Genomic DNA, 21598 nt, shown 5'->3' on the forward strand with positions numbered 1-21598 from the left:
GTCGACGCCGGGGTTGTACCCCGTGGGGAGGGTTCCTAGACCAGGGCTCAACCCGGCAGCGCGACCTCGCCCCGGATGTCGCCCAGGCCGCGGGCGACCAGGAGCCGGCCGCGGGTCAGCGGCCGCCAGGCGCCGTCGGCCCAGGTGCGGCACGCGCGCGGGTCCAGGGCGACCTCGACGCTGCGGGTCGCGCCGGCCGCGAGGTCGACGGTCGTCCAGCCGACGAGCCGGACCGGCTGGTCGTCCTCGGCCGGCTGCAGGTAGACCTGCACCACCTCGCGGGAGTCGCGCGCGGAGACGTTGGTGAGGTCGACGGTGACCGCCGACCCCGACAGCGTGACCGCGCCGTACGCCCACGTGCCGTAGCCGAGGCCCTCGCCGAACCAGTACGCCGGCGCGGGGGCCCGGCGCGCGGCGTAGCCCCGGTAGCCGACGTGGATGCCCTCGTCGTAGGAGAGCCTGCCGTCGGTCGGGACGACGTCCCACGCGGGTGACGCGCCGTCAGCGGCCGGGAACGACGTGACCAGCCGGCCGGCCGGTTCGACGTCGCCGAGCAGCGCGGCGGCGACCGCGTGGCCGCCCTCCTGGCCGGGCAGCCCGGCCCACAAGATCGCGTCCACCTCGTCGCGCCACGGCATCAGCACCGGGGTGGCCGCATTGACGACCACGACCGTCCGGCGGGCCGCGGCCGCGACCGCGGAGACGAGCTCGTCCTGGCGACCGGGCAGGGCGAGGGTCGACTTGTCGAAGGCCTCCGTCTCCTGCTCCTCGGTCAGGCCGACGACCACGACCGCGACGTCGGCGGCGGCAGCGGCGGCCACCGCGGCGGCGATCGCGGCGTCGTCGGCCGGGGGAGTCGGCTCGGCGACCAGCCCGAGGCCGGCCCAGCCGCCGAGGGTCACGTCGGCCACGAGCTCCGTCGGCCCGTCGAGCACCACGTCGGTCTGCCAGCCGGGTGGGCGCAGGAAGTCGCCCCCCATGTCGTCGGTCTCCGACTCCAGCGTCACCTCGTACGACGCCTCCCCGACGGTCACCGTCGCGGTCCCCACCCCCAGGAACCCGACCCGCATCGCACCGCCCGGCACCGTCGCGGACATCACCACCCGGGTGACGGGCTCGGCGAGCGCCTGGTCGACCATGGTGCCGACGGTCTTCGCCTCCTCGGACCGGTGGTCGGACAGCAGTGCCCCGGAGGCGCCGTAGTGCCGCACCCGCATCGCGAAGTGCCCGGCCCGGGCCCGGGCCCGTACGGCGACGCCGTCGGTGACCGTCACACCGTCGGTCGCGGCGGTCAGCCCCTCGGCGATGCTCACCTGGTGCGGTGCCCGCACCGCCGCCGATCCGCCGCCCATGCAGGCGGTCTCCAGTGCCGGCCGCCCGATCAGGGCCACGGAGCCACCCCGCGCCAGCGGGAGCGTCCCGTCGTTCGTCAGCACCGTCATCCCCTCGGCCGCGAGCCGCGTCAGCTGCTCACGCCGTACGTCCCCACCCGGCTCGGGCAGGTCGGTGCGCCAGGTGCGGGTCTCGTCGAGCGCGCCGACCCGGGACGCCAGCCGCAGCAGCCGGCGCAGGTGGTCGTCGACCACGCTCTCGTCGACCTCGCCCGCCTCGACGGCCGCGACCAGCGCCGGACCCCAGGGGCCGGTCGGCCCGGGCATCACGAGGTCGAGCCCGCCGTTCGCGGCCGCGGCGGCCGACTTCGTCGCGAACCAGTCCGACATCACCAGACCGCTCCAGCCCCACTCGCCCTTGAGGATCCCGTTGTTGACCGGCCCCTGCTCGGTCGCGGGGATGCCGTTGACGTCGTTGTAGGCCGCCATCACCGACCACGGGTCGGCGTCCTCGACCGCGATCTCGAACGGCAGCAGGTAGAGCTCGCGCAGCGTCCGCTCGTCCACGACGCTGTCGACGGTGTGCCGGTTGGTCTCGGCCTCGTTGGCGACCAGGTGCTTCACGCAGGCGCCGACGCCCTGCGACTGCAGTCCGGAGACGTACGCCGCCGCGAGGTGGCCGGTCAGCAGCGGGTCCTCGGAGTAGGCCTCGAAGAGCCGCCCGCCCAGCGGGCTGCGGTGCAGGTTGACCGTCGGGCCGAGCACGACGTGGATGTGCTGCCGCTCCGCCTCCTCGGCGAGCAGCCGCCCGACCTCCGCGGCGGTCTCGGTGCGCCACGACGACGCGAGCAGGGTCGCATTGGGGAAGAGGCAGGTCAGCGGCCCGCCGGTGAAGTCGAGCCCGCGCACCCCCGTCGGCCCGTCCGAGAACGCCATCGGCGCGAGCCCGATCTCGTCGTCCCCGCGGACGGTGAACATCGAGGCGCCGGTCAGCAGCCGGACCTTGCGGTCGAGGGGGAGTCGAGCGATGCGTTCGTCGAGCTGGGCGTCGTCCATGCTGCCCACCCTGTCAGTCCCAGGCCGGGAGCATCGCCGGGACGGGGGATCCAGCACGGCTCCGACCGCTTCGAGGGTCGACGGCGACCGGGGGGCCGCTCCGGAGGTCGTGATCTCGGACGTGAGCCGCCGCCGGAGGTGGCGCTGGTCACGGTCCGGCAACGTGCCTTGTCAGGAGCTCCTGACGTTTGACAGGCTGTCCGGCGGCGGGGGTCGATGAGGTGGTGCCACGGGGGTCACCATGGGTCGGCCCCCGTGCTCGCGCCCGCTACGCCGAGCCCAGCTCCGGGGTCGCTTCCCCGTCGATGATCGCGCGGGAGAACCGCTCCCACGCCGCCTGGCGCGAGACGCCGAGCGCCTTGCCGATCTCGGCCCACGAGAGCTTGCGCGACCGGGCCAGCTGCACCCAGTCGACCAGGAAGCGGTCGACCTGCGCGCCCGTCTGCACGATCAGGGCCAGCTTGCCGAGCAGGTCGGCGTCCGACATCGTCTCCCACGGCGGCGGCCTGTCCTCGCCCGTGCGTCGGAACTCGGCCACGACACCGCTGTAGTAGTCGAGGCAGTCGCCACACATGAAGGCACCGAGCCCGCCCACCAGAGGCATGTCCTCGCGGCCCTGCTCGCCACAGAACGAGCAGCACTTGTACGTCGAATCGGCGTCCATCCCGGTCCTCTCGCCACCCCCCAGAAGCGTCGGGCCGCGCCCGACGTGCTCCAGAGTGTCAGGCGGGACCACACCGGGCCAGCCCGGCCGGACCACCCAGCCGGGTCGGCTCCTGCGCAGGTGTGTCCCTCAGGCGTCGGCGACGAGAGGCGCGACCTCGGTGCCGAGCAGCTCGATCCCGCGGAGCAGGTCGTCGTGGGCGAGACGGGGGTTGGTCATCTGGAGCGACAGGCGGTCGACGCCGCCGAGCTGGTCGGCGACCCGGCGGATCTTGTCGGCCACCGTCTGCGGGTCGCCCAGGAAGAAGGCGCCGTTCGGCCCGGAGGTGGCGTCGAACTGCGCCCGGGTCGGGGTCGGGAAGCCTCGCTCGCGGGAGACCTTGGTGAACATCTCGTGCCAGCCGGGGTAGATCGTGTCGGCGGCCGCCTGCGTGCTCTCGGCGACGAACCCGAAGACGTGCAGGCCCACCTGGAGCCGCTCCGGCGGGTGGCCGGCCTCGGCGCCGGCCCGGCGGTAGAGGTCGACGAGCGGCCCGAACTGGCGGGGCTCGCCGCCGATGATCGCGACCATCAGCGGCAGGCCGAGCAGCCCGGCGCGCACGAACGACTCCGGCGTGCCTCCGACGCCGACCCAGATCGGCAGCGGGTCCTGGACCGGGCGCGGGTAGATCCGCTGGCGGACCAGGGGCGGGCGGTGCCGCCCGGACCAGGTGACCTCGTCCTGGTCGCGAATCTGCAGGAGCAGCTCGAGCTTCTCGCTGAAGAGCGTGTCGTAGTCGGCGAGGTCGAGGCCGAAGAGCGGGAAGGCCTCGGTGAACGACCCGCGTCCCACGACGAGGTCGATGCGGCCCTTCGAGATCAGGTCCAGGGTCGCGAACTGCTGGAAGAGGCGCACCGGGTCGACCGCGCTCAGCACCGCGACGGCGCTGCCGAGCCGGATCCGCTCGGTCCGGGCGGCGGCCGCGGCCAGGATGACCGGCGGTGCGGAGTCGTAGTACTCGCTGCGGTGGTGCTCACCGATCCCGAACGAGTAGAGCCCGCTGCGGTCCGCGAGCTCGATCTCCTCGAGCAGGTGCTCCATCCGCTCCACCGGCCCGACCACGTGCCCCGTGGTCGGGTCGGTGACGGTGGAGACGAAGCTGTCGACGCCCAGGTGCATGGGAGAATCCAACCACCCGCATGGGCGTCGCCCGCTCAGCTGTCCTTGCGCTCCTGCTTCTTGGCCTCGGCGAGCTCGCTGAGGCGCTCGGCGTCGGCGCGCGCCTCGACGGCCGCCTGCTTGGTCTCGCGGGCCTGGTCGAGCTCGGACTTCGGGGCGGCCTGGGCGGCCTTCTTCTTCGCGGCAGCGGTGGAGGTGGCGGCCTTCTTGCGCCGCTCGGCCGTGGCGGTCCGGCTCGCGGCAGTCTTGTCGGCGGCTGCCTTCTCGGTCGCGGCGGTCTTCGTCGCGGTGGCCTTCGCCTGCTGCTTGCCCCGTGCCTCGACCACGTCGGCCTCCGCGAGGCCGGAGGCGGCGCGCTTGCGGGCCGCGGTGCGCGTGCGGGTGGCCTCGCTGCGGCCGGCGGCGGCGGTCGCGCGGGCCTGCTCGCGGCGTACGGCGGCCTCCTCCTCGAGGCGCGCGGCGGTCGCGAGCTTGTCGGAGCGGTCGAGCCGGTCGGCGCCCTGGGCGGCGATGCCGCGATCCCGGAGCAGGGCCCCGGCGACCGTGTCGGCGGTGCCGATGGCGCGGTCGAGGGCGACCCGGGCGGGGGCGTCGTCGGGGAGCCGTCGGGAGAGGCTGTTGTCGACGACCACCAGCGGCAGGCGGGCGATCTGGTAGGGCAGGGCGATCAGGGTGCGGAACATGGTGGTCCTCAGCTCTCGGTCTGGGCGCGCAGCTGCGCGGCCCGCTGGTCGGCGGCGTCGGCCTCGCGCTGGAGGCGGGCCGCTTCCTCGGTGGTGCGCTGCTCGGTCGTGTCGGCGTCGGTCTCGAGTGCCTCGGCCTCGCGGAGCCGGCGCTCGGCCACCGCATCGGCCTGCCTCTCGGCGGCTGCGCGTCCGGCGGTCTCCTCGCGCGCGGCGGCCTCCTCGGCAGCGGCGTGCTCGGTGGCCCGCTGCTGCTCGGCGAGGGACTCCTCCCGCGCGGCCCGGGCACGGGCGGCGCCCTCCTGCTGGGCCGCCTCCCGGTTCGCCTCGCGCAGCTCCTGAGCCGCCTCCTCGCGCTTCGCGTCGGCGACGGCGTCGTCGGCGAGGCCCTCCTTGCGGGTGCGGGCCGCGGCCTGCTGGAGCTGCCCCTCCTCGACGAGGGCGTCCTTGCCGGTCACCGCGCCGGCGAGCTCCTTCGCCTTGCCGGCGATGCTGTCGAGCATGCCGTCGCGGGCCTGGGCTGCCTTGTCCGTGCTGTCGTTGCTCATGTCCTGCAGTGCCCGGAGGCGTCCGATCCGACACAGATCCGGCCTGTGACCCTGCCCTCGTCGGAACCGTCCACGGGCCGATACCAGGGTTTCCCGCAGCCGCTCAGGGGGGAGGAACTACCCTGAACACAACGCGGAACTGTCGACACCGAGCCGGACGTCGTCGTTCCGCGTCGTCGCATCTTCCAGGCGTACCTCGGATCGCCAGTCAGGTTTCCATGTCAACGCTCGCCGCCGTGCCCGCTCCAGTCCTCGATCCGACGGTCGACGAGCCCCGCCACTGCCCGAGCCTGGGCGCCGTGGTCCGCAGGGTCGGCCTGAGCCTCCTGGTCGCGTGCGCGATCCCGGCGACGCTCTTCTACGTCTGCTTCCGGGTCAACGGCGTGTGGACGGCGATCTTCGTGGCGCTCGGCTGGTCCTACGGCGCCATCGCCTGGCGGGCGCTGACCGGACGTCGTACGTCGGGCCTGCTCATCCTCACCGCGGTTGTGATGACCGGCCGCACCCTGATCGCGCTGCTCACCGACAGCACGTTCCTCTACTTCCTCCAGCCGATCATCAGCGACGGCGTGATCTCGGCCCTGTTCCTGCTCTCGCTCGCGACCGCGCGACCGATGGTGGCGCGGCTGGCCGGTGACTTCTACCCGATGGACCACGAGCTCTCGGTGCGGCCGCGGATCCGGCGCCTCTTCTGGCAGCTGACCCTCATGTGGGCCGCGCTCTGCCTCGGGAAGGCGCTGATGACGCTGTGGCTGCTCCAGTCGCAGTCGCTCGAGACGTTCGTCCTGGTCAAGAGCGTCTCGGTGCTCTCGATCAACGCCGCCGCGGTGGCCGTGACGATCGGTGCGGCCGTGCTGGTCGCCCGCAAGGAAGGCCTGCTCGCGCCTCGCGTGATGCTCGCCGGCTGACCTGGTCCCTCGGTCCGCCGCCGTGGTTCGGCCCGCGGGGGCGTTCCTCAACCCCCGATCGCGTCGAGCGTCTGCAGGTCGTCGTCGTCGAGGAGCAGCTTGCCGGCCGCGAGGTTCTCCTCCAGGTGCGCGACCGAGCTGGTGCCCGGGATCAGCAGGATGTTGGGGGAGCGCTGGAGCAACCAGGCGAGCGCGACCTGCATGTGCGTGGCGCCGTGCTTGGCCGCGACGCCGGCGACCGCCTCGAGGTCGAGCGGGCTGAAGCCGCCGAGCGGGAAGAACGGCACGTAGAAGATCCCCTGCTCGGCGAGGGCGTCGAGGAAGTCGTCGTCCTCGCGGTGGGCGAGGTTGTAGGCGTTCTGGACCATCGCGACCGGCGCGATGTCCTGGGCGATCTTCACCTGCTCGGGCGTGCAGTTGCTCAGGCCCAGGTCACCGACCAGGCCCTGGCTGCGCAGGTCGGCGAGCACCGTCCACTGGTCCTCGAAGCTGCCCTCCCAGTCGTCCATGAACCGCAGGTTCACACCGCCGAGCCGCTCGACCGCGAGCCGGCCGAGGTTGTCGTGGACGGCCGCCTTGATGTCGTCGGGGCTGAACGCCGGCAGCCAGGCGCCGTCGTCGGTGCGCCGGGCGCCGACCTTGGTGACCAGCACCAGCTCCGGCGGGTAGGGGTGCAGCGACTCGCGGATCAGGTCGTTGACGACGCAGGGGCCGTAGTAGTCGCTGGTGTCGATGTGGTCGACACCGAGCTCGATCGCGCGCTGCAGCACGCGCGCCGCCTCGACCGGGTCGGCCGGCGGGCCCATGATGCCGGGGCCTGTCAGCCGCATCGCGCCGTACCCGATCCGCTTCACGTCCGAGATTCGCTTCATGTCTCCCACTGTGCTCCGTCGCGTCGGCACAGCCAAACGCAAGACCGACTTGACGGAACCGCGTCCCGCGCCCGGCGGTTCGGTCTAGGCTCGTGACGTTCGGCGCACCGTCGTCGTCGGTAGTCACAGTCAGCATCAGAGCGCACGGGGGAGAGTGCAGCCGGTGGCCGAGTTCGATCTGCGCCCGCCCGCAGACCAGGTCTTCGTCGACCTCCGGGTCGTGGAGGACTACGTCCGGGACTCGAAGCTCGCGCTGACCAACGCGGTCTCCTACGTCGCCCTGATCGGGTCGTTCGCGCTGCTGCGGGTGGCGCTCGGCGTCCCCTACCTGCGCGCTGCGCTCGGCCTGTACGTCGTGGTGTCCCTGCTCGGCATCGTCGTCAAGCTCCGCCTGTCCGGTCCCGAGGCCCGCGGCCACCTGCTCCGGTACGCCGGCGGGGCCGCGGCCGGGCTGGTGGTCGGGCTCCCCGTCCTGCTGACCCTGGTCGAGGCCAACCGCGGCACCCTCTTCGCGGAGGCCCTCGCCGGGCTGGTCGCGGTCGCCGTCACCCACGTGGTCGATCGGGTCACGCTCGCCCGTGGGTGAGGTTCTCGGCGCGATCCGCGGCGAGCGGCTCGAGCCCGCCCTGCGCCGGCTGGCCCGCTGGTGGTCGGTCCGGTGGCTGGTGCGCCTGTCCGGAGCCGGGCTGGCGCTGGTGCTCCTGGTCGAGCTCGCGCTCTCGTGGGGAGCCGGCGACCGGCGCCCGACCGAGGCCGACCCACCCTCGCTGGCGGAGGTCGACGCCTCGATCGCGCTGGCCGAGCACTACCTCGACGGGCTCTACCGTGACATCGGGCCCGACCGTGCGGTCGTCTCGGAGTACTACGCGCTCCCGCTCCGGGTCTACTTCACCGGCCCGCGTCTGTGGGTGCGGCCGGGCGACCACCAGGTCACGATCATCGGCGGCGAGCAGAGCCGGCTCCGCGAGTCCTACGTCTTCCAGTACGACGTGCCGGGCCTGACCGACCCCGTCCAGCTGCTCACCGTCGTCCGCTGGGACGACACGTCCGGCGATGCCGACGTGGAGGTCTCGCAGGTCGGCGGCGACGCCGACGAGCCGATGATCGTCGAGCTGGGGGACCGGCCGCTCGCCCAGTGGCGCCCGGACGCGATCGAACGCAGCGCGTCGATCGTCCTCACACCGGAGACCTACAGCGACCTGAAGAGTCTGCGCTACACCATCCGGCACGTCGCGATGATGTCCGCGTCGGCCTACCACTACCGCGGGATGACCGGCCGCGCGAAGCGCCTCGACACGGTCGTCCACCGGTCCGGCTACGACCCCGACGCCGATGTCTACTCGCCTGTCTGGGGCCGTGGAGCCACCCAGGCCGACGGCTTCGTGTTCGACCCGTCGGTCTATCGTGACTGCACCGATGCCTCGGTCGCCAGCTCGATGCCCGAGTCGCCGACCTACTACCCGTACCAGTCGAAGGTGTGCACGATTCCGACCCGCGGCTACGTGGCGATGTCCCGTGAGGACCCGCTCGTGCCCCTTGCCCAGGGGTTGCACATCCTGCAGCGCTACGCCGACCCCGAGCACGAGTACTCCGACGGTGAGCATCTCAACAACACCGTCAACGGGCTGGTCGCCGACATGGAGCGGCGCTACCGCAGCGCGGCGGGCATCGCCGAGTGCCTGCCGGGGTCGTGCGACTCGGGGTCGACCTCGACCCTGCGGACCGTGCTCTTCGGGATGGTCGAGACCGACCTCGGCTTCGAGCTCGGCGACGACACGTCGCGCACCTATGCCGACGCGGTCGCCGATGCGTTGCTGGACCACCAGGTCGGGTCCGACGGCCTGATCCCGACGACGAACCTCGGCGACCTCTACCGCCCCGACCAGACCGGGGGCTTCTACACGCATGTCAGCTCCGACGGACGCTCCGGTGAGCCGGACTCCTTCACCCGGCGCCAGATGAGCGGCCTCGCGTCGGCGCTCGACATCCGGCCCGAGTACGTCGGCGAGATCGCCACCAACGCCGAGACGACGCTCGCGGCGTACGCCTTCCTCGTCCGCTACCGCTGCGCGCGGTTCGGCGTCGGGTGCGGCGCCTGGTCGGGCGACCGGGGCACCTCCACGCGATGAGGTTCGCGCGCACGACCGCCCTGGTGGGCGTGGGTCTCCTGTGGCTGGGCTTCGGCCCGGTCGTCCTGCTGCTGGCCGGCCTCTCCCTCTACTTCCGGCGGGTCCGCGACTGGCTGCGGCCGACCCGCCGCGTCGTCCTGGCGTGGGTCGGGGCCGTGCTCGCCCTGGCCGCGGTGGCGTACGCCGTGCCCGACGGCTGGGTCCGGCTGCCACCCGGGCCCGGACACCTGGTGACACCGGGCTACGTCGGCCGGCCGGCCACCGCACAGCCGGTCGCGGCCAAGCTGCCCGACAACCCGCACCTCGCCCCGGGTGGCACCACCTGGCCCGGCCCGATGGGCGACTCGACGCACGTGTGGACCAAGTCGTACGGCGTCGACGGCTGCCAGCGGATCGCGGCCGACTCCCACGGCCGCCTGGTCTCGCTCTGCGGCAGTGCCGACGCGCCCGTGCTGCGGCTGGTCGACCCCGACAACCTGCGCCAGCTCGCGTCGAAGGACCTGCCCGAGCGCGACGACAGCCCGTGCTTCGGGGCGTTCTACGTCGACGCCCACGACCGGGCTGTGGTCGCGACGAACGACCGGCGCATCCTGCTGGTCGGCACCGCCGACGCCGAGGGCCACCCCGACCTCACCACGCAGGCGACCGTCGGCATCGAGGACGACATCCCCGACGAGGACTGCGTGGTCGGTCTCCAGCCGGACTGGCAGGGCCGCACCTGGTTCGTGTCGGCGGGCGGCCGGGTGGGCGTCGTCGACGACGGGAAGGTCCGGGTCGCCGACCTGGCCGAGCAGGTCGACCGGCCGCTCACGGTGACCCGCGACGGGGTGTACGTCGTGAGTGACGAGGCGGTCTACCGGATCGGCGCCGCCGCCGGCGCGAAGCCCACGCCGACCTGGCGCACGCCGTACGACGGCTCGAGCGGGAGTGCGCCGGTCGTGCTGAGCTCCGGGCTCGTCGCGGTCGCCGTCAACGCCGACTCCGGACTGCAGGTGGTGCTCCATCGGCCCGGCGACGGCGAGGAGGTCTGCCACACGGCCGTCTTCGGCGGCGACGGCGCGACCGACGGCGGCCTGGTCGCGGCGGGCGACGCGGTCGTCGTGCAGAACGGCTCGGGGTACGGCGGACCGCTCTCGACCGTGCTCGGCCGCACCACCGAGCGTGGCCTGGCCCGGGTCGACGCCGACTGCGAGGTCGCCTGGTCCACCGACATCGACGTCCCCAGCTCCCCGCCGGCCGTCTCGCTCGCGAGCGGCCTGGTCTTCACCTACCTCAAGCGGCACAGCTGGCTGGGCGTCGACGCGTGGTACCTCGGCGCCGTCGACCTGCGCACCGGCCGGCTCGTCTACGCCGTCCGCACCGGCCTGACGGTCTTCGCCGACAGCCACCACGGCGCGGTCGGCCTCGGCCCCGACGGCTCGGCGTACGTCCCCGTCCTCGGCGGGCTGGTGCGGGTCCGCGACGCCCACGCCGACTGATCCCGCCGGTGGTCGCAGCGGGCGCCGCCCTCAGGGGTAGCGGATCCCGGTGACCTCTTCGCTGATCTGCCACAGCCGGCGCTGCGCGGTCTCGTCGTACGACTGCTTGTTGCTGCTGGTGACCTGCGGGTGGCCGCCCCACTCGGCGAGGCCGTCGGGGCCGACGTAGGTCGCGCCCGGCAGGTCGGCGGTGGCCGCCATCAGCGTCGGCCACGCGCCCTGGTCGGCGCTGTTGGGCGAGACCACCTTGATCACGGCGTCGAGGATCGACGCGACGCCCCCGCTCGAGCGGCCGTACTGCCCGTTCGCCGCCAGGTGGGTCGACGCGAAGCCGGGGTGGGCGGCGAGCGCCTTGACCGGCACCTCGGCCCGGCGTGCGCGCCGGTCGAGCTCGTAGACGAAGAGCAGGTTCGCCAGCTTCGACTGCCCGTAGACCGGCCAGCGCTGGTAGCGCCCCTCCTGCACGTGCGGGTCGCCGAGCGGTGCCCTGCGCGCGATCCGGTGCATCTGCGACGACACCGACACGACGGTCCCGGCACCGCTGGCGACCAGCTGGGGCAGCAGCAGCCCGGTCAGCAGGAACGGCCCGAAGTGGTTGGTCGCCATCTGCTGCTCGAGGCCGTCGGCCGTGCGGTGGTACGGCGTGCCCATCACCCCGGCGTTGTTGACCAGGACGTCGATCGGCCCCAGGCCCGCGGCCTCGGCGGCGGCGCGGCGGACCGAGCCGAGGTCGGCCAGGTCGACCACGAGCTTCTCCAGCCCGGCACCCGGCACCTCGGCGAGGATCGCGGCCTCGGTCTCGTCGAGCCGCTGCCCGGTGCGGCCGGCGAGCACGACCCGGGCGCCGCGCCGGGCGAGCTCGAGCGCCGTGAACTGCCCGAGCCCGCCGACCGTAGTGCCGGTGACCAGCACCGTGCGGCCGGACTGGTCGGGGATGTCGGCGAGGGTCCAGCGGTCGACAGGGGTCACGGGGTGGTCGCCAGGCTGTCGAGAACCCGCCGGCCGAGGTCCTCGTCGCCCTCGATTCTGACCGTGCCGGGCTCCGCCTCGCAGCGGCCGCCGGCCAGCCGGATGAACGCCTCGCGGTCCATGCGCAGCGTGGTCGTCGGCTCGGCCGGTACGGCGGGCAGTCGCTCCCCGCGGCGGGCGTCGTTGACGGTGAACGCGACCGGGTCGCTGCCTGCCATGTCGAGCACGACGGTGGCGCCTGGCTCGGCGCCGACCTTCTTGGCGATGACGTAGCCCAGGCTCTCGGCGAGGTACTCCGCCGTGTGCCGGGCCGCGACCGAGTCGAGGCCGCCCGGGCGGTCGACCGCGCGGCGGATGTCCTGCTCGTGCATCCAGACGTCGAGCGGCCGGTTGCGCAGCAGCGTGCGCCAGTCCCAGCCGACGCCGCCGAAGATCGGCTCGGGCTTCGCGCTCGCGTCCGTGGGTGGGTCCGCGAGCAGCCGGGTGTGCCGGGCGGTGGCGGCCGCGCGGATCTCGTTGATGATCGAGTCGGGGCTGGCGTCGCGCCGGTTGACGACCCCGATCTCGGTGTAGAGGCCCATCGGGCCGGTGACGTGCTCGGGCTCCCCGACCTCGGCGCTCTCCTCGCCGTTGCCGGCCAGGATCGACTCGAGGTGGGCGACGTGCGACGCGACCGCGCGGACGTCCCAGCCGGCCAGGTCGGTCGGCGTCGACCACTCCTCGGCCGGGAGCTCCTCGAGGAGGTCGGTGAAGTCGTTGATGGCCTGCCACCAGACGTCGACGTACCCGCTGAGGAGCTCTCCATCTGTCTGAGCATCGATCATGCCCAGCACCCTATGCGTGCAGGCGCACCGCGAGAACGGCGACGTCGTCGCGCAGGTCCGTCCCGACGAGCTCGCCGATGACGGCGTCGAGGAAGGCCTCCACGTCGAGGCGGTGGTGGCGCCCGGCGACCGCGGCGAGCCGGTCGAGGCCGACGCTGATGTCCTCACCGCGGCGCTCGGCGAGCCCGTCGGTGTAGAGCAGCAGCGTCGAGCCGGGAGCGATGGTGGCGCGGTGGTCGACGCGGGCGGTGTCCGGCACCACTCCGACGAACAGGTCGGGGACCCCGCCGTCGAGGAACTCGACCGTGCCGTCTGCGGAGACCAGGATCGGCGGTGGGTGGCCGGCGTTGGTCCACAGCAGCGTGCGGCCGCCGTCCGGGTCGGGCTCGGGCTCGACCCGGGCGTAGACGAGGCTGGCCATCCCCGTGACGTCGAGGTCGCGCATGGCGCGGTCCAGCCGGTGCACGTGGGCGGCGGGAGCGTCGTCGACCGCCCAGGCGATCGTGCGCAGCATGGTGCGCAGCTGGCCCATGACCGCCGCCGCGGCGATGTCGTGGCCGACGACGTCGCCGACCATCAGACCGGTGGCGCCCGACGACATGGTCACGGCGTCGTACCAGTCGCCGCCGACCTGGTCGCGCGAGGCGGCCGGACGGTAGCGGGCGGCCAGCTCGAGGGACTTCGGGTCGGGCAGCGTGGGCAGCAGCGCGCTCTGCAGGATGACCAGGGCGTCGAGCCGCTCCTGGAGCAGCAGGGCCCGCTGTGCGGCCTGCGCGGAGTACGACGCCAGCGCCTCGATCGTGATCCGGTCCTCGTCGGAGAGCTCGTGCACGTCCTCCCACAGGAAGGCGACCGCGCCCAGCACCGCACCGCGCGACACCAGGGGCTGGAAGGTCCGCGACTCGGCGATCTGCTTGGTCAGCACGAGGTGCGGGTAGCGCTCGTTCTGCGCCTGGCGGCTGCGGAAGTAGAGGGGCACGCCGTGCAGTGCCGTCTCGCCCAGCGGGTTGGAGTCGTCGAGGGGGAGCGCGGCGTTGAGGCGGGCGGACTCCCACGCGTTGGTGGGGGAGTCGACGTAGGCCAGGATGTCCGGGCCGCCGGCGCCGTCCTCGTTGCCGAGCGCGCGCAGCCACATGCCGGCCTGGATGCACCCGAGCTGCTCCTGGGCGATCTGCTCGACGGCCTGGGCGACGTCGACCATCGTGTGGGTCACCGACAGCCCCTCGCTGAGCGCGAGCAGCACCCGGCTGCGTTGGGAGAGGTGCTCCTCGAACCCGCGCTTGGCGCGCTCGGCGAGCTCCGTCGAGCAGGCGGCGGCGAGGTCCTCGAGCATCTCGAGGTCGGCCGCGCTCCACTCCCGCGGCTCGTACTCGAGCGCGCACAGCGACCCGACGATGGCGCCGGTGTGGTCGGTGATCGGCCAGCCGGCGTACGCCACCACGCCCAGGTCGGCGATCGCGGGATGCTGGTGCAGCCGGGCGTCCTTGCGCAGGTCCGAGACGGCGAGCGGTGCCTGGTCGATCACGACGTAGTGGCAGAACGAGTGCGACAGCGGCGTCTCGCGGACCTCGTCGATGTCCGACGGCAGCCCGCAGGCGCCGGGGAAGACCTGGCGCTCGTCCTCGACGAGGGTCACCAGGGCGACGGACGTGCCGAGGGCCCGGGACACCATCCGGGCGTACCGGTCGAACGAGGGGTCGGCGCCGACGGCGCCCGGGGGTGTCATGGGTGGGGGGCCTCCGAGCCGAACGATATCCGTCCGGAATGCGTGCGGGGGCGCAATCCACCGCCCCTCACCCCTGCGGGTGAGCGTCAGCCCGTCGCCAGCTTCGCGGCGATCGCGAGCATGGTGAGCCCGATCAGCACGTCGAGCACCTGCCACGCCCGCGGGCTGGCGAGCACCCGGCCGGCGAGCCGGGCGCCGTACCCGAGGCCGCAGAACCACAGCGTGCTCGCGACACAGGCGCCGAGCGCGAACCACCAGCGCCCGGTCGGGCCCTCGTGGTTGGCGATCGAGCCGAGCAGCAGCACGGTGTCGAGGTAGACGTGCGGGTTGAGCCAGGTCAGGGCGAGCGCGCGCAGCGCGATCCCGCGCCTGCCTGTCGAGCCCCCGTGGGCGGCGTGCAGCGCCTCGGCCCGGCGGGCGCGCAGCAGGGTGCTCACGCCGTACCAGGTGAGGAACGCGACGCCGAACCAGCGCACGACGTCGATCGCCCACGGCGCCTTCTCGACGATCGTGCCGATGCCGCTCACGCCCGCGACGATCAAGATCACGTCCGAGACCGTGCAGATCGCGACCACGATGCCGACGTGGTCGCGGGCCAGGCCCTGCCGCAGCACATAGGCGTTCTGTGCGCCGATGGCCACGATGAGGGTGAGCCCGGTGACGAGGCCGGTGAACGTCGAGTCGAGCACCCGGCCACGCTAGGGCGTCGGTCGCGATGAAGGCCAGCGAAAGAATCTACAGAACCATTAGCATCGCTACATGGACCTCGCGCCTTCGCAGCTGGCCGCCCTGGTCGCCATCGCCGACCAGGGCACGTTCGAAGCCGCGGCCCGGCACCTGCATGTCACCCCGTCCGCGGTGAGCCAGCGGATCCGCGCCCTCGAGTCGGCCGTCGGCCGGGTGGTGGTCCAGCGCACGACGCCGTGCCGGCCCACGGCCGCCGGGGAGGTCCTGCTGCGCCTGGCCCGCCAGACGCAGCTCCTGTACGACGAGGTGCGCGACGCGCTCGCCGACGGTCATCGCTCGACCGTCGACCTGCCCGTGGCGGTCAACGCGGACTCCCTGGCGACCTGGTTCCGCGACGTGGTCGGTGCGGTCGCCGGGTGGCCGGACGTGGCGCTGCGGCTGCACGTCGAGGACCAGGCGTTCTCGGCCGGCCTGCTGCGTGGCGGCGACGTGCTCGCCGCGGTGACCTCCGAGCCGGCCGCCGTCCAGGGCTGCTCGGTCGAGCTGCTCGGCACCCTGCGCTACCTGCCGGCGGCGGCCCCCGCGTTCGCCGAGCGGTGGAGACAGGGCCGCGGCCACGACTGGGCGGCGATGCCGCTGGTGGTGTTCAACGAGAAGGACGCGCTGCAGCACGAGGTGCTCACGGCCCGCGGCGTCGGCGAACCGCCCGTGGTGCACCGGGTGCCGACCTCGGCCGACTTCCACGAGGCGGTCCGGCTCGGTCTCGGCTGGGGGATGATCCCGGAGCCCCAGCTGCGACCCGACGTCCGCGCGGGGCTGCTGGTGCCGCTCGGCGGCCGGGCGCACCTCGACGTCGCGTTGCACTGGCAGCGCTGGCGTCTCGACTCGCCGGTGCTCGACCGGCTCACCGACGAGGTCCGTGCGGCGGCGCGGGCGAGCCTGCGTCAGTAGGGCAGCGTCACTGGACGGGCGGGCGCGGCTCCGTGCGGCGCTCCTCGACGTACGTCGCCTTCTGGCGCTGCTGGTTGATCACCAGCGAGAGGATGATCGCCAGGATCCCCACCACGAGGAAGATCCAGCCGAGCGTGTCACCTGCGACGTTGTCCTCGATGCCGTCGGGAAGCGTGACCGCGCCGGTCACCCCGATCAGGCCGAGGACGATGAGGACGATGCCGACTCCGATACCCATGAGCGCTATGTGCCCGTCCGGCCCGCGCCCGAAACACCGGGCCTGCGCTCCAGTGACGCTGACCCGTCGCTAGAACACACGAAGAAGGCGTCGACCCGTCGTTCAGGAACGACGGGTCGACGCCCTCTCAGCGTGACTTGACGACGGGTCAGGGTCAGAAGGAGCTCTCGTCGAGGTCCATCAGCGACAGGTCCACCGACTCGGCGATGGCCCGCTCGGCGGAGATCTTCGGCAGCAGGTTCTGCGCGAAGAACTGGGCCGCGGCGACCTTGCCCTCGTAGAAGGCCTTGTCCTTGCCCGGGTCGCCGCCGAGCTTCTCGAGCGCGACCTCGGCCTGGCGCAGCAGCAGCCAGCCGCAGACGACGTCGCCGAGCACCATCAGCAGGCGGCTCGTGTTGAGCCCGACCTTGTAGATGTTGCGGATGTCGCCGCCCTCGGCCGACGCGTCGGCCGACATCAGGTCGTTGATCATCGCGCCGACGATGGCGTTGGCGTCCTCGAGCGCGGTGGCGAGCAGCTGGCGCTCGACCTTCAGGCGGCCGTTGCCGGCCTCGCTGTCGATGAAGGACTGGATCTCGCCCGCGAGGTGGCCCAGCGCCTTGCCCTGGTCCTTGACGATCTTGCGGAAGAAGAAGTCCTGGCCCTGGATCGCGGTGGTGCCCTCGTAGAGGGTGTCGATCTTCGCGTCGCGGACGTACTGCTCGATCGGGTACTCCTGCAGGAAGCCGGAGCCGCCGAACGTCTGGAGCGACTCGGTGCCGAGCAGCACCCACGAGCGCTCCGAGCCGTAGCCCTTCACGATCGGGAGCAGCAGGTCGTTGACCTTCTCGGCCAGCTCGTCGCGCTCGCCGTGGTGCTCGGCGATCTGGACCCGGTCCTGCCACGACGCCGTGTAGAGCACCAGGGCCCGCATCGCCTCGGCGAACGACTTCTGCGTCATCAGCGAGCGGCGTACGTCGGGGTGGTGGGTGATCGTCACGCGCGGCGCGGTCTTGTCGGCCGACTGCGCGAGGTCGGCGCCCTGGACCCGCTCCTTGGCGTAGTCGAGCGCGTTCAGGTAGCCGGTCGACAGCGTGGCGATGGCCTTGGTGCCGACCATCATCCGGGCGTTCTCGATGACCTGGAACATCTGCGCGATGCCGTTGTGGACCTCGCCCAGGAGGTAGCCGACGGCCGGCTCGCCGCCACCCACGGACGGGTCGCCGAAGGTGACCTCGCAGGTGTTGGAGACCTTGATGCCCATCTTGTGCTCGACGTTGGTGACGTAGGCGCCGTTGCGCTCGCCGAGCTCACCGGTCTCGAGGTCGAAGTGGAACTTGGGGACGATGAAGAGGCTCAGGCCCTTGGTGCCCGGACCGCCCGCGCCCTCGACGCCCACCGGGCGCGCGAGCACCATGTGGATGACGTTGTCGCTCAGGTCGGACTCGGCCGAGGTGATGAACCGCTTGACGCCCTCGATGTTCCAGGTGCCGTCGTCGTTCGGGGTGGCCTTGCTGCGACCGGCGCCGACGTCGGAGCCCGCGTCGGGCTCGGTGAGCACCATCGTGGTGACCCAGCCCTTGTCGATCATCAGCTGGGCGATCTTCTGGTCGCGCTCGTTGCCGTTGCGCTGGATCACGCCGGCGAACATCGGCTCCGCGCCGTACATCCAGATCGCCGGGTTGGCGCCGAGCACCAGCTCGCCCATGGCCCAGCAGAAGCTGGCCGGGGCGGGGGTGCCGCCGAGCTCGGCCATCGTGGTCAGTCGCCAGTACTCGGCGTCCATCCAGGCCTGGTAGCTCTTCTTGAAGGGCTCCGGGAGCGGGGCGGTGTTGGTCGTGGGGTCGAAGACCGGCGGGTTGCGGTCGGCGTCGACGAACGACGCCGCCAGGTCCTCGCGGGCCAGCCGGTCGACCTCGGCCAGGATCGATCGGGCGGTCTCGCCATCGACCTCGCCGAACGGGCCGCTGCCGAGGACCTCGTCACGGCCGAGCACCTCGAACAGGTTGAACTCGATGTCGCGGATGTTGCTCTTGTAGTGGCTCACGGCCCCACCTTCGCGTTGCGTACTGGTCGGTAACTTCCATGATACGTACTGGTCAGTAACCCAGCAAGACGGTGTGACCGACGTCCGGTGGACGGGAGAGCCCGGACGGTTGACACCCGGGCGTCCAGGATTGACTATAAAGTCACTAGAGATAATTCATCGAGGTGACGCGACATGCGCAAGCTCGTGCTACTCGCCCTGGTCGGCCTGGCCGCCCAGCTGGTCGACGGCTCGCTCGGGATGGGGTACGGCGTGACCTCGGCGACGCTGCTGGTCGCCGGCGGCCTCGGCCCCGCGGCCGCCTCCGCCGCGATCCACTTCTCGGAGATCGGCACCTCGCTGGTGTCCGGCATCTCCCACCACGCCCTCGGCAACGTCGACTGGCGCACGGTCTCGATCCTCGCGCTGCCCGGCTTCGTGGGTGCCTTCGCGGGCGCCACCGTGTTGGTCGACCTCGACGCCGCCGTCGCCGTACCGGTCGTGGCCGCGATCCTGCTCGCGCTCGGCGGCTACGTCACCTGGCGCTTCCTCTCGATGCACACGCTGCGCTTCGACCCGCGCCCGTCACGTCGCTTCCTCGCGCCGATGGGCCTCTTCGCCGGCGTGATCGACGCGATCGGCGGCGGCGGGTGGGGGCCGGTCGGCACGACCACGATGCTCTCGTCGGGCCGGCTCGAGCCCCGCAAGGTCGTCGGGTCGGTCGACACCGCCGAGTTCGTCGTCACCCTCGGCGCCTCGCTCGGCTTCCTGCTCGCGCTCGGGACCCAGGGCATCAACTGGGCGTTCGCCGCGGCTCTGCTGGTCGGCGGCACCGTCGCCGCCCCGATCGCGGCGACCCTGGTCCGCTTCCTGCCGCCCCGGGTGCTCGGCGTCGCCGCCGGCGGGGTCATCGTGCTGACCAACCTCAAGACCCTGGCCGAGCAGGCCGGCGTCCCCGGCATCACCATCGCGCTGCTCGCCTCGGTCGTGTTCACGCTCTGGGTGCTGTGGATCGCATACGCCGTCAAGCTCGAGCAGGCCGAGCGCGAAGGAGGCGGCGATCGTCCTCAGGACCGGGTCCGCGGTCACGCCACCGCGTCGGCGTGACCCGCCGCCGCGTCGGCGTGACCCGCCGCCACAAGGGCGCCAAGGTCGAGTGAACAAGTCGACACATCTGACACACTGGACGCATGCGAGTTTCCGCCAAGTCCGACTACGCCCTCCGTGCGCTGATCGAGATGGCGTCGCGCGAGGACGGTCGTGCCGTGAGCGCGGAGGAGCTCGGCCGGCTCCAGGACATCCCCCACGGGTTCCTCCAGGCGATCCTGGCCGACCTGCGCCGGTCCGGGGTCGTGATGTCGCAACGCGGCCAGTCCGGTGGGTGGCGCATGGGCCGGGCCGCCAGTGACGTCTCCGTCGCCGACGTGATCCGCGCCGTCGACGGCCCGCTGGTCTCCGTCTACGGGCTGCGTCCCGAGGCGGTCACCTACAACGAGACCGCCGACGTGCTCCAGCACGTGTGGATCGCGGCGCGCCGCTCGCTGCGCGACGTCTTCGAGCAGGTCTCGATCCAGGACCTGGCCGACCACAAGCTCCCGCCCGCGGTGACCTCGCGCACCGCCGACGAGGACGCATGGCAGCCGCACTGACCATGCGGAGCCGCTAACGCGTCTCCGCGTCCGCCAGCCGGCTCTTCAGCTTCTTCCGCTTCTTCTCGAGCTTCGTGTTGCGCCCCTCGAGCGCCTGGTTGTGCTCACGCAGGCGGGCGACCTCGACGAGCACGTTCGCGAGCACGTCGGTCGCGGCCGTCAGCCGCTCCTCGACCGGGACGTCGTCGGGCTGGGCCGCCGTCGGCTCCGGCGTCGCCGGCAGCAGGTCGGCGGTGTCCCCGTGCACGTCGTACCCGCCGTCGGCCAGGTCCTTGCGCCAGCGCTCACCGAGCGCGAGCAGCGTCGCGTGCAGGTCCGGCGGGAGGGTGGGCGCCGGCACGTGGGGGGCCGAGCCCTCCGACAGGTAGCGGCGTACGACGGTCCGGTGCGTCCGGCCGGGCAGCCGGCCGTCGACGGCACGATTGACCTGGCGCAGGACGGCGATCGTGGTCGGGTTCGGGCCCGAGGACGTGTCGAGCGCGAGGGGGAGCCGGGTCGCGTCGAAGCCCGCGATCTCGCCGAGCGCCGACCAGATCTCCTCGCGGGCGTCGCCGGGGTCCGGCGGCACGGCGATCACGTGCACCCGCTGCGGTCCGCCGACCGCCGCAGTCCACCGTCCCAGGACGGTGCTGAGGTCCTGGCCGGCCCAGAAGCGCTGCGCCTGGTCGTGCTCGCGGGCGGGGTCCATCACCCGCTGGCAGAACCGGGAGAACGACACCGAACGCCCGGCCTCGACGGAGCCCGCCCAGGCCGCGACCAGCTGGGTGCCCGGGTCGCGGGCCGTCACGACGAGCTGGATGTCGAAGCCGTGGAGGGCGTCCAGGAGCAGGTCGATCTGCGGCGGCGTGGCGGCCGCGAACAGCTCCTGGCTGAGCACCACGTCGCCCTTGCCCTTCCGGGCCCGCCGGCAGATCTCCGCCCACGAGCCCTCGACCTCGCGGCGTTCGTAGCCCCAGGCCCGGTGGTCACGACGGATCTCGATCGCGGCGCGGAACATCTGCTCCGCGGACATCGCCGGGTGCCGCAGCCCCGCAGCCTGGAGTGCCTCGGCGTGCTCGGCCAGCGCGGAGTCGAGGAAGGCGCCCCCGCTGCGGGGGAGCCCGATGTGCAGACATGCCGTCCGTCGTCCCATGGCGCCACCGTGGCAGCCGCGGGCGGATGGGCGGTGAACGAGGCGTGGACGAGAGATTTCGGTGGTCACGCCCGCCGGTACCTAGAACGTGTTCCAGTACGGCGCCTAGGATGCGGCCATGATCAGCTCCGACGCCATCACCTGGACGGCCGCGAACGACGACCACCCGGCGCGCGCCGCGTCCCAGCGCTCCTACTCCGCCGTCGCCCAGGGCGACCTGGCCGCCTGGCTGACCGTCTACGCCGAGGACGCGGTGCTCGAGGATCCCGTCGGCCCGTCGATGTTCGACCCGGACGGCAAGGGGCACCGCGGCCACGAGGGCATCGCCGCCTTCTGGAAGCTGGCGATCGAGCCGATCGAGAAGTTCGAGTTCGAGATCTACGAGTCGTTCGCCAACCCGGGCAGCAACACGTGCGCGAACGTCGGCCGGATCAAGACGTCCTTCCCCGACGGCAGCCACACCGTCACCGACCTGATCATGGTGTACGTCGTGAACGACGACGGCCGGGTCGCGTCGATGAAGGCCTTCTGGGAGCCCGAGCGGACGATGGCGTCGTACACGAAGGTGTGACCGTTTCGCTCCCGCGTGC

The 21598-nt window shown here is 72.6% G+C and carries 21 protein-coding genes; 8 read left to right on the forward strand and 13 right to left on the reverse strand.

Annotated features, from left to right (window positions below; translation table 11 throughout):
• Positions 1 to 47 precede the first annotated feature (47 nt).
• The 5 genes from PD653B2_RS21165 to PD653B2_RS21185 all read right to left on the reverse strand — a co-directional run bounded on the left by PD653B2_RS21165 (position 48) and on the right by PD653B2_RS21185 (position 5440).
• The gene (locus PD653B2_RS21165) at positions 48 to 2387 is read right to left on the reverse strand and encodes a beta-glucosidase family protein (protein WP_085874393.1); all 2340 of its coding nucleotides are present in this window, start codon (positions 2385 to 2387) and stop codon (positions 48 to 50) included.
• A 268-nt stretch (positions 2388 to 2655) separates the two neighbouring features.
• A complete protein-coding gene (locus PD653B2_RS21170; protein WP_085874394.1) occupies positions 2656 to 3051 on the reverse strand; it encodes a ClpX C4-type zinc finger protein in 396 nt (131 codons plus the stop codon).
• Positions 3052 to 3180: 129 nt separating this feature from the next.
• Positions 3181 to 4209 carry an LLM class flavin-dependent oxidoreductase gene (locus PD653B2_RS21175; protein WP_085874395.1) on the reverse strand — a complete coding sequence of 343 codons (1029 nt, stop codon included), beginning with the start codon at positions 4207 to 4209 and terminating at the stop codon, positions 3181 to 3183.
• Between the two features lie 35 nt (positions 4210 to 4244).
• Positions 4245 to 4892, reverse strand: a complete 648-nt coding sequence (locus PD653B2_RS21180; protein WP_085874396.1) for a hypothetical protein — start codon at positions 4890 to 4892, stop codon at positions 4245 to 4247.
• Positions 4893 to 4900: 8 nt separating this feature from the next.
• On the reverse strand, positions 4901 to 5440 hold the full coding sequence (locus PD653B2_RS21185; protein WP_085874397.1) for a hypothetical protein: 540 nt from the start codon (positions 5438 to 5440) through the stop codon (positions 4901 to 4903).
• A 218-nt stretch (positions 5441 to 5658) separates the two neighbouring features.
• On the opposite strand from PD653B2_RS21185, the gene PD653B2_RS21190 reads away from it, so the two are divergent.
• On the forward strand, positions 5659 to 6348 hold the full coding sequence (locus PD653B2_RS21190; protein WP_085874398.1) for a VC0807 family protein: 690 nt from the start codon (positions 5659 to 5661) through the stop codon (positions 6346 to 6348).
• Positions 6349 to 6395: 47 nt separating this feature from the next.
• On the opposite strand, the gene PD653B2_RS21195 is transcribed toward PD653B2_RS21190, so the two are convergent.
• A complete protein-coding gene (locus tag PD653B2_RS21195; protein WP_085874399.1) occupies positions 6396 to 7220 on the reverse strand; it encodes an oxidoreductase in 825 nt (274 codons plus the stop codon).
• 163 nt (positions 7221 to 7383) lie between these two features.
• Between PD653B2_RS21195 and PD653B2_RS21200 the strand changes: the two genes are divergently transcribed.
• Genes PD653B2_RS21200 through PD653B2_RS21210 form a run of 3 tightly spaced genes read left to right on the forward strand, consistent with a single transcriptional unit; the run spans position 7384 to position 10827 of the window.
• Positions 7384 to 7806 (forward strand): hypothetical protein, encoded by a 423-nt coding sequence (locus PD653B2_RS21200; protein WP_085874400.1) that lies wholly within the window; start codon positions 7384 to 7386, stop codon positions 7804 to 7806.
• Entirely contained in the window at positions 7799 to 9349 is a 1551-nt protein-coding gene (locus tag PD653B2_RS21205) for a hypothetical protein (protein ID WP_085874401.1), read from the forward strand. The genes PD653B2_RS21200 and PD653B2_RS21205 overlap by 8 nt, the downstream gene beginning before the upstream one ends.
• On the forward strand, positions 9346 to 10827 hold the full coding sequence (locus PD653B2_RS21210) for a hypothetical protein (RefSeq protein ID WP_133059051.1): 1482 nt from the start codon (positions 9346 to 9348) through the stop codon (positions 10825 to 10827). The genes PD653B2_RS21205 and PD653B2_RS21210 overlap by 4 nt, the downstream gene beginning before the upstream one ends.
• A 30-nt stretch (positions 10828 to 10857) precedes the next feature.
• On the opposite strand, the gene PD653B2_RS21215 is transcribed toward PD653B2_RS21210, so the two are convergent.
• The 4 genes from PD653B2_RS21215 to PD653B2_RS21230 all read right to left on the reverse strand — a co-directional run bounded on the left by PD653B2_RS21215 (position 10858) and on the right by PD653B2_RS21230 (position 15035).
• Positions 10858 to 11796 carry an oxidoreductase gene (locus PD653B2_RS21215; RefSeq protein ID WP_085874403.1) on the reverse strand — a complete coding sequence of 313 codons (939 nt, stop codon included), beginning with the start codon at positions 11794 to 11796 and terminating at the stop codon, positions 10858 to 10860.
• Positions 11793 to 12620, reverse strand: a complete 828-nt coding sequence (locus PD653B2_RS21220; protein ID WP_085874434.1) for a maleylpyruvate isomerase family mycothiol-dependent enzyme — start codon at positions 12618 to 12620, stop codon at positions 11793 to 11795. Before PD653B2_RS21220 ends, PD653B2_RS21215 begins: the two co-directional genes overlap by 4 nt.
• Before the next feature lie 10 nt (positions 12621 to 12630).
• The gene (locus PD653B2_RS21225; RefSeq protein WP_085874404.1) at positions 12631 to 14346 is read right to left on the reverse strand and encodes a GAF domain-containing SpoIIE family protein phosphatase; all 1716 of its coding nucleotides are present in this window, start codon (positions 14344 to 14346) and stop codon (positions 12631 to 12633) included.
• A gap of 86 nt (positions 14347 to 14432) precedes the next feature.
• Positions 14433 to 15035 carry a LysE/ArgO family amino acid transporter gene (locus PD653B2_RS21230; RefSeq protein WP_085874405.1) on the reverse strand — a complete coding sequence of 201 codons (603 nt, stop codon included), beginning with the start codon at positions 15033 to 15035 and terminating at the stop codon, positions 14433 to 14435.
• A 70-nt stretch (positions 15036 to 15105) separates the two neighbouring features.
• On the opposite strand from PD653B2_RS21230, the gene PD653B2_RS21235 reads away from it, so the two are divergent.
• Complete coding sequence (locus PD653B2_RS21235) at positions 15106 to 15984, forward strand: LysR family transcriptional regulator ArgP (RefSeq protein WP_085874406.1); 879 nt, start codon at positions 15106 to 15108, stop codon at positions 15982 to 15984.
• 7 nt (positions 15985 to 15991) lie between these two features.
• Here the strand turns inward: PD653B2_RS21235 and PD653B2_RS21240 are convergent, their stop codons facing one another.
• Together PD653B2_RS21240 and PD653B2_RS21245 are read right to left on the reverse strand one after the other, a co-directional pair.
• Positions 15992 to 16222, reverse strand: coding sequence for a hypothetical protein (locus PD653B2_RS21240; RefSeq protein WP_085874407.1), 231 nt, complete (start codon positions 16220 to 16222; stop codon positions 15992 to 15994).
• Between the two features lie 154 nt (positions 16223 to 16376).
• The gene (locus PD653B2_RS21245; protein WP_085874408.1) at positions 16377 to 18248 is read right to left on the reverse strand and encodes an acyl-CoA dehydrogenase; all 1872 of its coding nucleotides are present in this window, start codon (positions 18246 to 18248) and stop codon (positions 16377 to 16379) included.
• Between the two features lie 174 nt (positions 18249 to 18422).
• On the opposite strand from PD653B2_RS21245, the gene PD653B2_RS21250 reads away from it, so the two are divergent.
• Together PD653B2_RS21250 and PD653B2_RS21255 are read left to right on the forward strand one after the other, a co-directional pair.
• Entirely contained in the window at positions 18423 to 19334 is a 912-nt protein-coding gene (locus PD653B2_RS21250) for a sulfite exporter TauE/SafE family protein (protein ID WP_085874409.1), read from the forward strand.
• 83 nt (positions 19335 to 19417) lie between these two features.
• Positions 19418 to 19876, forward strand: coding sequence for an RrF2 family transcriptional regulator (locus PD653B2_RS21255; protein WP_085874410.1), 459 nt, complete (start codon positions 19418 to 19420; stop codon positions 19874 to 19876).
• A gap of 13 nt (positions 19877 to 19889) precedes the next feature.
• Here PD653B2_RS21255 and PD653B2_RS21260 read toward each other — a convergent pair whose 3' ends face one another.
• Entirely contained in the window at positions 19890 to 21008 is a 1119-nt protein-coding gene (locus PD653B2_RS21260; RefSeq protein ID WP_085874411.1) for a hypothetical protein, read from the reverse strand.
• 118 nt (positions 21009 to 21126) lie between these two features.
• On the opposite strand from PD653B2_RS21260, the gene PD653B2_RS21265 reads away from it, so the two are divergent.
• Positions 21127 to 21579 carry a nuclear transport factor 2 family protein gene (locus tag PD653B2_RS21265; RefSeq protein ID WP_085874412.1) on the forward strand — a complete coding sequence of 151 codons (453 nt, stop codon included), beginning with the start codon at positions 21127 to 21129 and terminating at the stop codon, positions 21577 to 21579.
• Positions 21580 to 21598 lie beyond the last annotated feature (19 nt).

It is taken from the genome of Nocardioides sp. PD653-B2 (assembly GCF_002117935.1).
In the GTDB taxonomy this organism is placed as follows: Bacteria; Actinomycetota; Actinomycetes; order Propionibacteriales; family Nocardioidaceae; genus Nocardioides.

What these genes read in the sequence shown, in the direction of transcription:
- PD653B2_RS21165 (WP_085874393.1), bottom strand. Translation starts at nt 2,387, where the DNA reads ATGGACGACGCCCAGCTCGACGAACGCATCGCTCGACTCCCCCTCGAC.
- PD653B2_RS21170 (WP_085874394.1), bottom strand. Translation starts at nt 3,051, where the DNA reads ATGGACGCCGATTCGACGTACAAGTGCTGCTCGTTCTGTGGCGAGCAG.
- PD653B2_RS21175 (WP_085874395.1), bottom strand. Translation starts at nt 4,209, where the DNA reads ATGCACCTGGGCGTCGACAGCTTCGTCTCCACCGTCACCGACCCGACC.
- PD653B2_RS21180 (WP_085874396.1), bottom strand. Translation starts at nt 4,892, where the DNA reads ATGTTCCGCACCCTGATCGCCCTGCCCTACCAGATCGCCCGCCTGCCG.
- PD653B2_RS21185 (WP_085874397.1), bottom strand. Translation starts at nt 5,440, where the DNA reads ATGAGCAACGACAGCACGGACAAGGCAGCCCAGGCCCGCGACGGCATG.
- PD653B2_RS21190 (WP_085874398.1), top strand. Translation starts at nt 5,659, where the DNA reads ATGTCAACGCTCGCCGCCGTGCCCGCTCCAGTCCTCGATCCGACGGTC.
- PD653B2_RS21195 (WP_085874399.1), bottom strand. Translation starts at nt 7,220, where the DNA reads ATGAAGCGAATCTCGGACGTGAAGCGGATCGGGTACGGCGCGATGCGG.
- PD653B2_RS21210 (WP_133059051.1), top strand. Translation starts at nt 9,346, where the DNA reads ATGAGGTTCGCGCGCACGACCGCCCTGGTGGGCGTGGGTCTCCTGTGG.
- PD653B2_RS21220 (WP_085874434.1), bottom strand. Translation starts at nt 12,620, where the DNA reads ATGATCGATGCTCAGACAGATGGAGAGCTCCTCAGCGGGTACGTCGAC.
- PD653B2_RS21225 (WP_085874404.1), bottom strand. Translation starts at nt 14,346, where the DNA reads ATGACACCCCCGGGCGCCGTCGGCGCCGACCCCTCGTTCGACCGGTAC.
- PD653B2_RS21235 (WP_085874406.1), top strand. Translation starts at nt 15,106, where the DNA reads ATGGACCTCGCGCCTTCGCAGCTGGCCGCCCTGGTCGCCATCGCCGAC.
- PD653B2_RS21240 (WP_085874407.1), bottom strand. Translation starts at nt 16,222, where the DNA reads ATGGGTATCGGAGTCGGCATCGTCCTCATCGTCCTCGGCCTGATCGGG.
- PD653B2_RS21250 (WP_085874409.1), top strand. Translation starts at nt 18,423, where the DNA reads ATGCGCAAGCTCGTGCTACTCGCCCTGGTCGGCCTGGCCGCCCAGCTG.
- PD653B2_RS21255 (WP_085874410.1), top strand. Translation starts at nt 19,418, where the DNA reads ATGCGAGTTTCCGCCAAGTCCGACTACGCCCTCCGTGCGCTGATCGAG.
- PD653B2_RS21260 (WP_085874411.1), bottom strand. Translation starts at nt 21,008, where the DNA reads ATGGGACGACGGACGGCATGTCTGCACATCGGGCTCCCCCGCAGCGGG.
- PD653B2_RS21265 (WP_085874412.1), top strand. Translation starts at nt 21,127, where the DNA reads ATGATCAGCTCCGACGCCATCACCTGGACGGCCGCGAACGACGACCAC.